The sequence below is a fragment of the Streptomyces sp. HmicA12 genome, from assembly GCF_000373565.1.
Classification (GTDB): domain Bacteria; phylum Actinomycetota; class Actinomycetes; order Streptomycetales; family Streptomycetaceae; genus Streptomyces.
In genome coordinates this window covers 113,358-127,723 of record NZ_KB891805.1, presented here as the reverse complement: position 1 = coordinate 127,723, position 14,366 = coordinate 113,358, and the positions used below count along the sequence as shown (strand labels likewise).

Annotated in this window: 14 protein-coding genes; 4 read left to right on the top strand and 10 right to left on the bottom strand. The window is 71.6% G+C overall.

The features are described from left to right. Positions 1 to 21: 21 nt before the first annotated feature. From B072_RS0115015 to B072_RS0114995, 5 genes are all read right to left on the bottom strand, one after another. Positions 22 to 1,593 (bottom strand): ABC transporter substrate-binding protein, encoded by a 1,572-nt coding sequence (locus tag B072_RS0115015; RefSeq protein ID WP_234018856.1) that lies wholly within the window; start codon positions 1,591 to 1,593, stop codon positions 22 to 24. A gap of 313 nt (positions 1,594 to 1,906) precedes the next feature. Next, positions 1,907 to 2,314, bottom strand: coding sequence for a cold-shock protein (locus B072_RS0115010; RefSeq protein WP_026245848.1), 408 nt, complete (start codon positions 2,312 to 2,314; stop codon positions 1,907 to 1,909). An 89-nt stretch (positions 2,315 to 2,403) separates the two neighbouring features. Beyond that, a complete protein-coding gene (locus tag B072_RS43235; protein ID WP_018530777.1) occupies positions 2,404 to 3,072 on the bottom strand; it encodes a DUF4232 domain-containing protein in 669 nt (222 codons plus the stop codon). Positions 3,073 to 3,090: 18 nt separating this feature from the next. Then, entirely contained in the window at positions 3,091 to 3,813 is a 723-nt protein-coding gene (locus tag B072_RS0115000) for a response regulator (RefSeq protein WP_018530776.1), read from the bottom strand. Further along, positions 3,810 to 5,048 (bottom strand): sensor histidine kinase, encoded by a 1,239-nt coding sequence (locus B072_RS0114995; RefSeq protein ID WP_078506430.1) that lies wholly within the window; start codon positions 5,046 to 5,048, stop codon positions 3,810 to 3,812. Before B072_RS0114995 ends, B072_RS0115000 begins: the two co-directional genes overlap by 4 nt. A 219-nt stretch (positions 5,049 to 5,267) precedes the next feature. On the opposite strand from B072_RS0114995, the gene B072_RS0114990 reads away from it, so the two are divergent. The 4 genes from B072_RS0114990 to B072_RS0114975 all read left to right on the top strand — a co-directional run bounded on the left by B072_RS0114990 (position 5,268) and on the right by B072_RS0114975 (position 8,849). Further along, positions 5,268 to 6,275: a carboxymuconolactone decarboxylase family protein gene (locus B072_RS0114990; protein WP_018530774.1), complete on the top strand. Its 1,008-nt coding sequence runs from the start codon at positions 5,268 to 5,270 to the stop codon at positions 6,273 to 6,275. Continuing rightward, positions 6,272 to 7,138 carry a class I SAM-dependent methyltransferase gene (locus B072_RS0114985; RefSeq protein ID WP_018530773.1) on the top strand — a complete coding sequence of 289 codons (867 nt, stop codon included), beginning with the start codon at positions 6,272 to 6,274 and terminating at the stop codon, positions 7,136 to 7,138. Before B072_RS0114990 ends, B072_RS0114985 begins: the two co-directional genes overlap by 4 nt. A 90-nt stretch (positions 7,139 to 7,228) precedes the next feature. Continuing rightward, entirely contained in the window at positions 7,229 to 7,885 is a 657-nt protein-coding gene (locus B072_RS0114980) for a hypothetical protein (RefSeq protein ID WP_026245846.1), read from the top strand. 103 nt (positions 7,886 to 7,988) lie between these two features. Then, entirely contained in the window at positions 7,989 to 8,849 is an 861-nt protein-coding gene (locus B072_RS0114975; RefSeq protein WP_018530770.1) for an SAM-dependent methyltransferase, read from the top strand. 59 nt (positions 8,850 to 8,908) lie between these two features. Here the strand turns inward: B072_RS0114975 and B072_RS0114970 are convergent, their stop codons facing one another. From B072_RS0114970 to B072_RS0114950, 5 genes are read right to left on the bottom strand one after another with little or no spacing between them, the layout of a single operon-like run. After that, positions 8,909 to 9,625, bottom strand: coding sequence for an ABC transporter ATP-binding protein (locus tag B072_RS0114970; protein ID WP_018530769.1), 717 nt, complete (start codon positions 9,623 to 9,625; stop codon positions 8,909 to 8,911). Then, a complete protein-coding gene (locus B072_RS43230; protein WP_051127183.1) occupies positions 9,622 to 10,407 on the bottom strand; it encodes an ABC transporter ATP-binding protein in 786 nt (261 codons plus the stop codon). Before B072_RS43230 ends, B072_RS0114970 begins: the two co-directional genes overlap by 4 nt. After that, positions 10,404 to 12,068, bottom strand: a complete 1,665-nt coding sequence (locus B072_RS0114960; RefSeq protein ID WP_078506436.1) for a branched-chain amino acid ABC transporter permease — start codon at positions 12,066 to 12,068, stop codon at positions 10,404 to 10,406. The genes B072_RS43230 and B072_RS0114960 overlap by 4 nt, the downstream gene beginning before the upstream one ends. 5 nt (positions 12,069 to 12,073) lie before the next feature. Continuing rightward, positions 12,074 to 13,036: a branched-chain amino acid ABC transporter permease gene (locus B072_RS0114955; protein ID WP_018530766.1), complete on the bottom strand. Its 963-nt coding sequence runs from the start codon at positions 13,034 to 13,036 to the stop codon at positions 12,074 to 12,076. Then, positions 13,033 to 14,277 (bottom strand): branched-chain amino acid ABC transporter substrate-binding protein, encoded by a 1,245-nt coding sequence (locus tag B072_RS0114950; RefSeq protein ID WP_018530765.1) that lies wholly within the window; start codon positions 14,275 to 14,277, stop codon positions 13,033 to 13,035. The genes B072_RS0114955 and B072_RS0114950 overlap by 4 nt, the downstream gene beginning before the upstream one ends. Positions 14,278 to 14,366 lie beyond the last annotated feature (89 nt).

The following is a 14,366-nucleotide window of genomic DNA, read 5'->3' as shown; positions in this document are numbered from 1 at the left end:
TTACCGATATCTGAGCGGTCGTCACTTGGCGTACCCCGCATCCTTCACGCGGATCAGGCCGTCGCCGTAGACACGGATGCCCGCGACGTCCTTCCCTGCGACGACGTAGTTCTTCTGGCGGTAGAGGTAGATGAGCGCGTGCGCGGCGTTGACCCGTCGGGTCAACTCGCCGTAGATCTTGGCGCGTTCGGCCGGGTCGGCCTCGGTGCGGCCGCGGGCGATGAGCGCGTCGACCTTCTTGTCGGAGTAGCCGTACGCGTTCATCGCGCCCCGCGTCTGCAGGAAGCTCGCGATGTTGCCGTCCGGGTCGAGCCGTCCGGACCAGCCGCTGTTGAAGGCCTGGTACTGGCCCGCGTCGGTCTCCTCCAGCATCGTGGCGTACTCGGTGGGGCGCAGGGTGACGGCGAAGCCGGCGTCCTTGGCCATGGCCTGGATGACCTGGCCGATGCGGCTCCACTCGGGCGTGGTGGACGTCTTCAGCTCGACGGGGACCGGCGTCTTCACCCCGGCCTGCTTCAACAGCCGCTTGGCCTTGGCGACATCGCGCTTCGGGCAGGTGGACGCCTTCTCCCCCGGCGCGATGGCGGCCTCAGGGGAGACGGGCCCGCACGCGGGCTCGTACATGCCCTGGAAGACGACCTTGTTGATGAGGTCGCGGTCGATGGCCAGGCCGAAGGCCTCGCGGACGCGTACGTCCTTCGCGAGCGGGGAGTCGATCGTGCCGGGCTTCTCGCCGAGGCCCTTCACGTTGCCGACGTTGAGGCCGATGCCCTGGTAGCCGAGCGAGGGCGAGTCGAAGAGCTGGAGCTTGTCGTCGGTGAGCGAGCTCTTCACGTCGACCGGGGACATCTGGTCGCCGACCTGGACGTCGCCGGAGCGGAGGTTGGCGAGGCGGACGCCGCCGTCGGGGATCGGCTTGTAGATCACCTTGTCCAGGTGGACGGCGTCGGCGTCGTAGTAGTGCGCGTCCTTGGTGAGGACGATGCGGTCGCCGCCGACGCGCTCGGCGAACTTGAACGGCCCGACGCAGGAGGGGTGGTTGGTGAAGTTCTTGCCGTACTTCTTCAGCGCGGTCGGTGACATCACCATGCCGGCGCGGTCGGCGAGGACGGCGGAGAGCGGCACGTAGGCCTGCTTGAGGGTGAGCCGCACGCTGTACGGGCCGGTGGCCTTCGCCGACTTCAGCGGCGCGAGTTCGGTGGCCCGCGCGGAGCCCGCGAGGTCGCGGTGGCGCAGCAGTGAGGTGACGACGGCGTCCGCGTCGAGCTTCGTGCCGTCGCTGAACTCGGCGTCCTTGCGGACGTCGAAGGTGATGGTGCGGCCGGCGTCGGAGACTTTCGGAAGTGCGGTCGCGAGCTGCGGCACGACCTTGCCGTCGACGTCGGTGTCGTAGAGCTTCTCGCACATGCCGGCGAAGACGGTGCGGCCCACGAGGGTCTGCGCGAGGGTCGGGTCGAGCTTGTCGGGGTCCGCGTTGAGGGCGACCGTGAGGGTGCCGCCGTCGCGTACGGGACGGTCGTCGGTCATCCGCTCTCCGCCGACCTCGGTGGCCGAGGACTGCAGGGAGCCGCAGCCCGCCGTCAGGGACAACACCAAGGCAACTGTCGTGCAGGCAACCGCTGTTCGGCGCACGAGGGCATACCTCCGCCAGGGGGTGGATCCGCAGGAACCCGGGCCGGGGCATGGGGGTGACCTCGGGAATCCTGTGGGCGATCAAGGAATACCGCAGAACGTATTTCGCATACAGTCCGCGGGACAAGGGGGTTGTCCGCATGCCGGACGCTTGTCGATGAAGATTGAATAACCGGGCGCGACATCAAGGGAGAAGAAGGGGAAGAACGGACAGGGCCCGGGCCGAGTCCGTCGACTCGGCCCGGGCCCCGGGATGTTCAGGCGGTGCGGCGGATCAGCTGTCGACCCAGCCGTGCTTGCGTCCGCTCTGCACCAGCTCGCGGCGGATCGCCAGGATCTGCTCGCCGGTGATCGAGGGGGCGGCGCGCAGCAGCAGCTCCGTCACCTCGTTCGTGAACTCGTCGACGCGCAGCACGTCGCAGAGCACGTCGTCGCCGTCGGCCGCGACGCTCCGGCCGCCCGCGACCGGCGCGGACGCGCCCTCGGCGAGCTGGACCGAGGACGCCTTCGGCCCGCGGTCGCCGTCCTCGATGTCGAACTCGACCTTCAGTCCCGTGCGCAGGTACGACTCGGGGATGAGGAGGTCGTTGACGTGCAGGAACACGTCCTCACCGCCGTCGTCCGGCGCGATGAACCCATAACCGCGCGCTCCGTCGAAGCGCACCACACGACCAGCGACCACGCCGACCCCCCGACAACCACGGCGGACCCAGTGTCCGCATCCTCAGCATCTTTGGTGCGGATCCTAGCGGGCACCTCCGGCCCGTGCCGTCACTCCTTGCGCCAGGCCGTCGTGCCCAGCCTGCCGGTGCTGCCGAGGTCGAGCGGCGGGTCCGGAGTCACGGTCGGCGTGCCGCGGCCGAGCCCCGGATCGACGGTGACGTGCTCCACGGTGACCGGCGGGTGCGTGATGTCGTCGTACGTGTTCCGCCACACCAGGTACATGACGGCCCGCTCGCCGGGGCGCACGGTGACGCGGGTGGGCTTGTCGTCGCGCACGCCCGTGGCGGCGATCTCCTTGGTTCCCTCCAGGATCCGTACGCGCTCGACGGCCCCGCGGTCCTCCTCGAGGAGCTTCAGCTTCGGGTATCCGTACAGCTCGAAGGTGCCCTTGCCGCAGTTGGTGAGCGTGATGTCGAGGACCCTGAGGCCCATCGCCGCGTCACCGCGCCCCGCCGCGACGCGCAGGCCCGTGTCGGGGCAGGGCCCGGTCGGCTCGGCGGTCGCGGTGGCGGTGGCGAGAGGCGCGTCGTCGAGATCGCCGTACCGCGGCGGTGGGCTGCTTTCGAGCGGGTCCGCGTGCACCCGGCCCACGTCCGTGCTGCCGCTCGGGGCCGGTCCGGCCCCGGCGGACGTCCGTGTGCCGCACCCGGCCATGAGCAGCGCCACCGTGGCGAACCCCGCGGCGCGTGTCAGCGCCGACCTCCCCCTGATCGTCATGCGCCGATCCTACGCAGCTCATTTCCCGACCCCCTGGGCTCGCGCGGTCACCAGTCCCGACTCGTAGGCGAACACGACGAGTTGGGCCCGGTCACGGGCGCCCAGCTTGATCATGGCGCGGCTGATGTGCGTCTTGGCGGTGAACGGGCTGATCACCATGTGCGCGGCGATCTCCTCGTTGGTGAGGCCGCGCGCCGCGAGCGCGGTGACCTCGCGCTCGCGCGGGGTGAGGCACTCCAGGCCGGGCGCCGTCGCCCGGTCGGGTGGCCGCGCGACGAACTCGCCGATGAGGCGGCGGGTCACGGACGGCGACAGGAGCGCGTCCCCGCGCGCGACCACCGCGATCCCGGCGAGGAGGTCCTCCGGCTCGCTGTCCTTGAGCAGGAATCCCGACGCGCCCGCGCGCAGCGCCTCGAAGACGTACTCGTCGAAGGCGTAGTTGGTGAGCATGACGACACGTACGCCGGTCAGCCCCGGGTCCGCGGCGATCCGCCGGGTCGCCGCGATGCCGCTCTCGCCGGGCATCTGCACGTCCATGAGGACGACGTCGGGTACGGCCTCCCGCACGAGTGCGACCCCCGCGGCGGCGTCCCCCGCCTCCCCGACCACCTCGATCCCGTCCTCGGCGTCGAGCAGGGCCCTGAACCCGGCCCGCATGAGCGTCTGGTCGTCGACGAGCGCCACGCGGACGACGGGGCCGGTGGCCGGGCCCCGGGCGGAACCGTCGGCCGGCTGGGTCACGGCGCGGCCCCGAGTGCCACGTCGCCCAGCGCCGCCGGGTCTGTCGGCGCCACGTCGCGGACCGGCGCCGGGGTCCGGCCGATGTCCAACGGCAGCACGGCCCGTACCTCGAACCCGCCCGCGTCGCGCGGCCCGGCCCGCAGGGTGCCGCCCGCCGCAGCGACGCGCTCCCGCATGCCGGTCAGGCCCGTGCCCTCAGTGGGCGGACGGAGCGGGTCGGCGGCACCCTCGTCCGCCACCCGGACCGTCAACTCGTCTTCTCCATAGGCCAGTTGCACTTCCGTACCTGCAGCGCCGCCCGCGTGCCGCGCGACGTTCGTCAAAGCCTCCTGGACGATCCGGTACACCGTCCGGTCGAGCTGCGGCGCGAGCGGGCGGGCGCGGCCCGTGGTCGTGAGCGTGACGGGGATCCCGGCCGAGCGGGCGCGCTCGACAAGGAGGGCGGGGGTGCCGGTGGGCTCGTCGGTGCGCAGGACGTCGAGCGTGTCCCGCAGTTCGCGCATCGCCTCGCCGCTGGCCTCCTGGATGGCGAGCAGTGCGGCGGGTACCTTTTCGCCGCGCTTGCGGGCGAGGTGCACCGCGACGCCGGCCTGCAGCTTGACGATGGAGATGCTGTGCGTGAGGGAGTCGTGCAACTCCCTTGCTATGCGCAGGCGTTCCTCGCCAGCGCGGCGCAGCGCCGCCTCCTCGCGGGTGCGCTCGGCCTCCAGGGCGCGCTGCTCGGTCTGGTGCAGATATGCCCGCCAGTTCTTGTCGGCGACGCCGGTGACGACCGCGCACAGGAACCACCCGGCGAGCATCATCCCCCGGCCCACCGCGCCGTCGGCGGCCAGCGCGTCCCGCGTGATGTACACGGCGAGGAACCCGCCGGAGACGAGGGCACCGAGGCCCCGGTGCTCCGCGCGCGAGGCCGTGTGCACGGACGCGATCACCGGCAGCGCGGCCAGCGGATCGGGGTGGGCGTGCACCACGTACGCCGTGGTCAGGGCGGTTGAGGTGAAGAGGACGGCCCTCGGCGCGTGACGGTACGCCGCCAGCGACGCGGACGCCGCCACCGTCAGCGCGTAGTCCAGCGGCGTCGCCCCGTCGCCGAGTGCCGCCGCGAGCACCACGACGGCGCCGATCACGACAGCGAGCGCCGCGTCGGCCGCGTACGTGCTCAAGGAGCAGCCGCCGATGGCCGCCGTGTCCGTACTCACCTGTGCGCTTGCCTCTGCGTCCGTGTCCCCCTGCATGTCCCGAAGGCTAGACCTCACCACTGACGACGTCCCTCCGCCGCGAGGACGGGAGTGACGCCCCGCCTACTCCCCCGGGAGTAGCGGCAGTTGGGCTCCGCCGTACGACGCCCGGGACGGGGGCCCGGCGCGAGTCTGGGCGCATCGCAAGCACCGAAACACTCAGCCCCGAAACACCGAAGTCCTCAACCACCGAAACCCCGACCCCGAGGAGTCACCGTGTCCGGCCCGTACCGCTATACAGAGCCGCCGTCGCCCAAGTCCGCCACCGGCACCGCCGCCGCGGTCTACGCGCAGGCCGCGACCGACTTCGGCATCCCGAAGCCGTCCACCCTGATCGTCCTGTCGTCGGCGCCCGAACTGCTCGCGCCCGCCTGGGCGTTGCTCCGCGAGTCGCTGATCGCGGGCAGCGGTTCGCGCGCCGACCGGGAGCTGATCGCGGCCGGCGCCTCGCAGGCGAACCGCTGCCCCTTCTGCGTGGACGCGCACGCCGTGCTGCTGCACGCGCACGGCGACCACGACCTCGGCGAGGCGGTGGCCCGCGCCACGACGCCGGGCGACGAGCGGGCGGCGCGGCTCCTGGAGTGGGGGCGGGCCACCCGCGTCCCCGGGGCGTCCGGTCTGACGCCGCTGCCGTTCCCGCGCGCCGACCTCGCCTCGCACCTCGGCACCGCGTTCACCTTCCACTTCATCAACCGGATCGTGTCCGCCCTGCTGACCGAGAACCTGCTGCCCGCGGGGGCCCAGCGCTGGCAGGCGGCCCGTTCCCTCGTCGGCCGCAGCGTCTCGCGCGTCGTCCGGGCCGACCACACGCCCGGCGCCTCCCTCGCCCTGCTCGACTCCCCCGGCCCCGGCCCGGCCTGGGCTGCGGGCACGTCGGTCGGGCCCGCCTACGACGCCCTGCGCGCCGCCGCCACGAAGGGGGCCGGGCTTCTCGACGACGCCGACCTGGGCCTCGTACAGGAGACCGTCGCGCGGTGGGACGGCACGCATCCGCCCACCGTCTGGCCCGAGCTGCCGGACCGCGCCGAGCGGCCCGGCGCGCGGCTCGCGCTCCTCGCCGCGCTCGCGCCGTACCGGATCACGGACGAGGACGTCGCCGCGTGGCGCGTGCCGCCGTTCACCGACCACTGCCTGGTGCATCTGATCGCGTACGGGGCGTTCGCCGTCGTCGACCGGATCGAGTCCGCCCTGCCCGCCTCCCTCGGCCGTCTGGAGACCCGATGACCCTCTCCGTCACCGTCAATCATCGTCAGGCGCACGCCTGGAACGGTCCGCTCGGCCGGCACTGGGCCGCCCAGGACCGGCGCTTCGACGCGATGCTGGGCGAAGCCGACGAGGCGCTGTTCGCGGCCGCCGCCATCGGGCCGGGCGACCGGGTCCTCGACATCGGCTGCGGGGCGGGCGCGACCACCCGCACCGCGGCCCGGCTCGCGGCGCCGGGGCACGCGGTCGGCGTCGACATCTCGGCGCCGCTCGTGGACCGGGCTCGCGAGCGCACCGCGGCCGAGCGCGTGCCGGGTGCCACGTTCGAGCTCGGTGACGTCCAGGCGTACCCGTTCCGGCCGGGCGGCTTCGATGTGGCGATCAGCCGCGGCGGGGTGATGTTCTTCGAGGATCACGTGACGGCGTTCGCGAACGTGGCACGGGCCCTGCGCGAACGCGGCCGGCTCGTCTTCGTCTGCCCACGCCGGCCGGGCCCGGACGCGGAGGAGGGTGCGGCGCTCGGCCTGTTCGCCCGCCGCCTCGCTAAGGGCACCCGGAGCGGCGGCGGTGACCCGGACCCCGGCGACCGCGCGGCGCACACCGCGATGGCGTCGCTGTCCGAGCCGTACCGGATCCATGCAGCGCTGCACCGCTCGTTCGCCCACATCGCCGTCAACCCGGTGGACGTCCACACCCACTGGGGTGATTCGCCCGCCGACGCCGTCGATTTCCTGCTCTCGCGGGCGCCGGAGCGGAGCGTGCCCGCCGCGACCCGCGCCGCGCTGGAGTCCACGCTCCGTCCGTACGCGACGTCGCGCGGGGTGCGGACGCGCGCGGGCGTGTGGCTGGTCACGGCCGTACGCCGGGACGATGCCGGTGTGTGATGCCGAGGTGACAGAAGTGGCGGTATCGGTCGCACAGCAAGTCATGTGACACTGGCGTCCCCCACCCCACCTGACGTAAGGGCGGCCGCCGTGCGTTCTCTCCCGCTCCCGGTCACCCTGACCGTCCGGCTCCTGCCGGTCGCCGTCCTCGCCTGCGTGGGCTGGGCCTGGTCCACCGGCCCGATGGCCGAGCCCGCGGCCAAGGACAAGAACGACGCGGCGGCCCCGTCGTCGTCTCCGTCGAGCCCCAGCGCGAGCGTGGCGGCGAAGACGTACGCGAAGCCGCCCGCGCCCTGCGGTTCCGTCGCGTCCAAGACGGTCACCTCGCTGGTGCCGGGGGCGAAGACGGCGGGCAAGGAGCTCTCGGCCACCGACGAATCGGTTCGCCGTGGCTGCTCCTGGAGCGCGCTGAAGGGGTACGACTACCGCTGGCTCGACGTGAGCTTCGAGGTGAAGAACTCCGACGCGCTGGCGAAGCAGTCGTTCGAGGAGGGCGACGGCGCCCCGCGGACCAGTGCGCTCAAAGGCCTCGGGGACGAGGCCCGTGTCACGAGCGAGCTCACCACGAAGGACAAGCAGGACACCCGCGAGTCCGTGGTGACCGTCCGCAAGGGCAACATCCTGGTGACCGTCACCTACAACGGCAGCGACTTCGAGTCCAAGGGCGCGCCGTCGAACGAGACCGTGATCAAGGGCGCCCGGAAGGCGGCCGGGGACGCGGTGGGCGCACTGACCTCCGCGGGCTGACCCGGCCCGGTCCCGCCCTCTCCATCGGGACCACGAGCCGACCTGCCGCAACACCCCCTCCCCGCAGGGGATTTGGGCCCGCTAGGGTGATCCCCCACGCAGCATGATCGCCGAACGCCAGGAGAGGGACGGCCCCGTGACGAGCAGCGACGCGCAACCGGACAGCATCGCCCACCGGATCGACACCACCCGGCCGCACACGGCACGGATCTGGAACTACTGGCTGGGCGGCAAGGACAACTACCCCGTCGACGAGGCCGCGGGGCAGCAGATCCGCGAGCTCCACCCGGGCATCTCCGACTACGCGCAGGCCGACCGCGCCTTCCTGGGCCGCGCGGTCCGCCACCTCACCGCCGACGTGGGCATACGCCAGTTCCTCGACATCGGCACCGGCCTGCCCACGGCGAACAACACGCACGAGGTCGCCCAGCGGGTGGCTCCCAAGACCCGGATCGTCTACGTCGACAACGACCCGCTGGTGCTGCGGCACGCCCAGGCGCTGCTCACCAGCTCCGCCGAGGGCAGCACCGACTACATCGACGCCGACCTGCGCGACGTCGACCACATCCTCGAACTCGCCGCCAAGACACTGGACTTCACCCAGCCCGTGGCGCTGATGCTGCTCGGCGTGGTCATCTTCATCGGCGACGACGAGGACCCGTACGGCCTGGTGCGCCGTCTCCTGGACGCCCTGCCCTCCGGCAGCCATCTGGTGCTCTCGCACACGATCACCCGCCCCGACATGGCGGACGTCGACGAGGCGGTCGCGTTCTGGAACGCGAACGGCACCCCGCGCCTGAACCAGCGCACCCCCGAGCAGGTCACCCGCTTCTTCGACGGCCTGGAACTCCTGGACCCGGGCGTCGTGTCGTGCTCACGCTGGCGCCCGGAGGACACCGGCGACCCCACGGGCGGCGACCCCGCCGAAGTCGCGATGTTCGGCGGGGTCGGGCGCAAGCGATAGCTCACACCTCGTCGAGGTCGCAGGAGAAACCGGCACCCGGGCGGACAGGAGGAAGTGGATCAGTCCTCCCCCAGATACGCCTTGCGCACGCTGTCGTCGTCGAGCAGCTCGCGGCCGCTGCCGGACAGGGTGATGCGGCCCGTCTCCATGACGTAGGCGTGGTCGGCGAGGGCGAGGGCCGCGCGGGCGTTCTGCTCGACGAGGAGGATCGTGGTGCCGCCGGCCTTGAGCTCGGCGACGGTCGCCATGATCTTCTTCATCATGATCGGGGACAGTCCCATGGAGGGCTCGTCCAGCATGAGCAGCTTCGGCCGGCACATCAACGCCCGTGCCATGGCGAGCATTTGCTGCTCACCGCCGGAGAGGGTGCCCGCGGCCTGGGTGCGCCGTTCCCGCAGCCGGGGGAAGAGCGTGCAGGCGCGTTCGGCGTCGTCGGCGATGCCGTCCGCGTCCTTGCGCAGGAACGCGCCGAGCAGCAGGTTCTCCTCGACGGTGAGCCGCGGGAAGATGTGCCGCCCCTCGGGCGAGTGGGCGAGCCCGAGCTCGACGATCCGGTGCGCCGGGATGCCGTCGAGGTCGCGTCCGGCGAACCGGATGCGGCCCGCGGCCGGGGCGAGCAGACCGCTGAGGGTGTGCAGGGTGGTGGTCTTGCCCGCGCCGTTGGTGCCGATGAGGGTGACGACCTGCCCCTCGTCGACGCGGAAGGAGATGCCCTTCACGGCCTCCACCTTGCCGTAGGCGACGCGGAGTTCGTCGACTTCCAGCAGCGTGCTCATACGGGCGTCTCCTCGTCGTCGGGTGCGCCGAGATAGGCCTCGACGACGCGTTCGTCGGTCTGTACGTCGCCGGGGGCGCCCTCGACGAGTTTGGCGCCCTGCACCAGGACCGCGACGCGGTCGCACAGGTTCATGATGAACCGCATGTCGTGCTCGATGACGAGGACGGCGACGCCGCGTGCCCGCACGGCGTGCACCAACTCCTCGGTCTCGCGGGTCTCCTGGGGGTTCATGCCGGCGGTCGGCTCGTCGAGCAGGAGCAGCCGGGGTTCACTGGCGAGGGCGCGGGCGATCTCCAGGCGGCGCTGGCCCCCGTAGGAGAGGTTGCGGGCGAGCTGTCGTTCGCGGTCGGCGAGGCCCACGAAGTCCAGCAACTCCCTTGCTCGTTCACGGGATTCACGTTCCTCGCGGCGATAGCGGGGGCCGCGGCCGAGCGCCGCGAGGAGGCCCGCGCGGGTGCGGGTGTGGCGGCCCACGATGACGTTCTCCAGGGCCGACATGTTGGCGAACAGGCGGATGTTCTGGAAGGTGCGGGCCACTCCGGCCCGGGTCACCTTCGCGGGCCGGGGCGGCAGCGCCGTCCCCGCGAACAGGACGGCGCCGTCGGTGGGGACGTACAGGCCGGTGAGGCAGTTGAAGAAGGTGGTCTTGCCGGCTCCGTTGGGGCCGATCAGACCGACGATCTCGCCCTCGGCGACGGTGAGGTCCACGCGGTCGACGGCGGTGAGGCCGCCGAACCGCATGGTGACACCGCGCGCCTCCAGCAGGGGAGTTGGGCTCATGCCGGGGTCTTCGCAATCTGGGTCTGGGGGTCTTCGTGGAACTCCAGCTGGTGCTTGCGGTCGGGCACGAGCCCCTCGGGCCTGAAGCGCATCATCAGGATGAGGGCGAGGCCGAACAGCATCATCTGGTACTGGCTGAAGAACTCGAACTTGGCGGGCAGGAGATAGAGCAGGGCCGCGCCGACCAGCGGCCCCGAGATGGTGCCCATGCCGCCGAGGACGACGGCGGCCAGCAGGAACGCCGAGTTGGGCGGGGCGGTGTCGGCGAACTTGTAGTTCTCGGGGACGGCGTTGGTCTGCAGATGGGCCATGACCGTGCCGGCGAGCCCGGCGAGCGAGGCGCCGAGGCCGAAGGCGAGCAGCTTGTAGCGGAAGCCCTCGATGCCCATCGCGGTGGCCGCCTTCTCGTCCTCGCGCAGCGCGATCCAGGCCCGTCCGATCCGGGAGTCGCCGGCCCGCGCGTACACGAAGACGATGACCGCGATGACGGCGAGGAGCAGCTGGTAGTAGTTGGCGAACCGGCCGAAGGGGACCCCGAACAGCACGTGCGGTTCCCCGAAGTCGAAGCCGAGGATCTCCAGGTTCGGCACGGAGTTGATGCCGTTGGGCCCGTTCGTGACGGCCGGTCCCGACGTGCCGTCGAGGTTGTTCACGGTGATCCGGAAGATCTCGCCGAAGCCGAGGGTGACGATGGCGAGGTAGTCGCCGTGCAGCCGCAGCGTGGGGGCGCCGATGACGAGCCCGGCCACGAGCGAGACCCCCATGCCGAGCAAAGCGGTCGCCCAGAACGGCCACGGCCCGACGTCCAGCGTGGAGAAGGTGGAGCCGGAGACGAGGGCGGCGGTGTACGCCCCGGTGCCGAGGAAGGCGACGTACCCGAGGTCGAGGAGCCCGACGAGACCGACCACGATGTTGAGGCCGAGCGCGACCGCCGCGAACACGAGGATGTTGTCGGCGATGGCGGTGTACTGGTCGCCGTCCTGGGTGAACGGGAAGGCGAGGGCGGCGGCGAGCGCGGCCACGGACACGGCGACGCGGTTGCGGGCGTTGATCCGGCTGAGCCGGGCCAGGAGCCCGCTCGCGACCAGGGCGCGGGCGCCGAACCCGGCGGCGGGCAGGAAGGCCAGGAACTCCTCGGCGGAGCCGGTCGTGATCCCGTACGCGAGGACGTACATGGCGGCGAGGAACACGACGGTGATCAGGGCGACTTCGAGGACGCGCGGCAGCCGGCCGTCCGGCGCCGGATCGTCGACGGTGTCGTCGGGCAGCGCGTGCGCCCCGGCCGCGAGGAGGGCCGTGGCGAGGAGGGCGAGCCGGCCGCCGGGTTCGACGTTGACCACTCCCCCGAGGGTGATCGCGATCGCGCCGACCGTGATCCAGGCCGAGGCGAGCGCGGCGAGGGCGGCGGCCCGCAGCGCGCGGACGGCGCCGCACGGTGCGAGGCGGGGCACGGCGAGCGCGGCGACGGTGAAGTACGCGGCGAGCAACCCCGCGACAAGAGTGACGAGTTGACTGCCTCCTGGGTAGCCGGTGAGGGTCAGATTGCCGGGGAACCGGTTGGTCCACGTCCAGGCCAGAAACGGTGAGAGGAGCGTGAGCAGCAGCCCGGCGACGGTGAGGGGCCTGGCGATACGTACCGGTACGGGGATCAGGGGAGCCATACCGATCACGCCCTGTCCGTGGCGAGGCGTTCGCCGAGCAGCCCTTGCGGTCTGACCAGCAGCACGACGATGAGGATCACGAAGGCCCAGACGTCCTTCCAGACGCTGCCGCCGAACGTGTGCAGGGCGGGCAGGTGCGGCAGCAGCCCGGAGGCGAGGGACTCGGCGACACCGAGCACGACGCCGCCCAGCATGGCGCCCTGGATGTGCCCGATGCCTCCGAGCACGGCCGCCGTGAAGCCCTTGAGGCCCGCGATGAAGCCCATGTTGTACGAGATGGTGCCGAGCCTGAGTCCCTGGGTGAGGCAGGCGACGGCGGCGAGGACGGCGCCGAGGGCGAAGGCGACGACGATGACCCGGTCGGTGTCGATGCCCATGAGCCGGGCCGTCTTCGGGTCCTGGGCGGTGGCCTGCATGGCGCGCCCGGTGCGGGTGCGCCCGACGAACCAGGTCAGGCCGGCCATCGCCGCGCCCGCGAGGACGACGGTGAGCAGTGCCGCGTACGAGACGGTCACCCCGCCCAAGTGGATGGGTGCGCCCGGGAGTTGAGGGAAGGGGACGGGGGCGGTGACGCCGACGGCCTTGCCGGGCAGGGTGAAGAAGTTGAACACGACCTGCTGGAGGAAGAGGGAGAGGCCGATGGCCGTGATGAGCGGGGCGAGCCGTGGCGCGCCGCGCAGCGGCCGGTAGGCGAACCGTTCGGCGGCGACCGCCGCGGTCACGGAGACCAGGACCGCGGCGAGCAGCAGTACGGGCAGCGCCACCCAGAGGTTGACCTGGTGCAGGCCCGGCACCCACGCGTAGACGAAGAGGGCGCCGAACCCGCCGAGCATGAAGATCTCGCCGTGGGCGAAGTTGATGATCTGGAGGATGCCGTAGACCATCGTGTAGCCGACGGCGATGAGGCCGTACATGGCGCCGAGGACGAGTCCGTCGGTGAGGAGCTGGAGGAAGTCCGTCGTGCTCACTTGACGGTGACCACCTTGACGCCGTCCTTCCAGGCGCCGCTCTTCACGCAGTTGACGGAGATGACCTGGTTGACGCTGTCGCCGTACGTGTCGAAGCCGACCTTGCCGGTGGCGCCGTCGAAGGAGACCTTCGCCATCGCCTCGACGACCTTCGGGCGCAGCTGGGTGACGTCGTCGGCCTTGCCGCCGTTCGCCTCGACGGCGGTGCCGACGGCCTTCATCAGCGCGGTCGTGGCGTCGTAGACGTACGCGCCGAAGACGCCGTAGGGCTGCCGGTAGCCGGCCGCCTTGTAGTCGGCGACGAACGACTTCGCGGAGTCGAGGGAGTCGATGGGGGCGCCGTCGGAGTGTGCGCAGGTGCCGTCGGCGGCGGTCTTGCCCGCGATGGCGACGAGTTGGTCGTCCTTGACGGCGTCGCCGCCGCCCATCGGCGCGTCGAACCCGGCGGCGACGAGCTGCTTCTTCAGCGAGGCCGCCTGCGGGTACTCGCCGCCGTAGAACACCCCTTGCGCGCCTGAGGACTTGACGGAGTTCACGACGGCCGCGTAGTCGGACTCGTCGGGGTTGACCGACTGGTGGATGGCGACCTTGCCGCCGAGCTTCTCGTACGCCTCGGTGAAGTTGTCGACGATGCCGGTGCCGTAGGTCTTCTTGTCGTCGACCATGGCGATCTTCTTGACCTTGAGGTCCTTGTAGAAGTACTCGGCCATGACGGGCGCCGCGACGGCGTCGGTGGAGATGGTGCGGAAGTAGTTGTCGTACTCGCGCTTCGGGTTGTCCTTGTAGTCGGCGCCCATGGTGAGGGTGGCGGCCGTGTTCGCGCCGGAGACCTGCACCATGCCCGCGTCGTGCAGGGTGGACTGCATGGCGGCGGAGACGGAGGAGTTGTAGGCGCCGACGACGCCCACGACGTCCTTGGCGGCGACGAACGCGGCGGCGTTCTGCTGGCCGATGTTCGGGGTGGCCTGGTCGTCCTTGGCCTGGAGTCTGAAGGTGACGCCGGGGACGAGCTTGTCCTTGTTGGCCTTCTTCACGGCCAGTTCGGCGGAGTTGCGCATGCCGAGGCCGACGGCTGCGAGGTCCTTGGAGAGCGGGGCGTCGAAGCCGATGGTGACAGTGGTGGAGCTGTCGTCGCCCGCGCTGTCGCCCTCGTCGCGGGAACCGCAGGCGACGAGGGAACAGGCGAGCAGGGGTGCGGTCAGTGCGAAAAGCCTGGTGCGGGACGTGCTGGAGCCAAGCATGAGGTCCTCCCCGGGTTCAGTGGCTGAAACCTAGGTCGGACCGTCACGCGTCCCGCTTGTCCGCTCGGCAGAGGCCCGCCGGACGATAC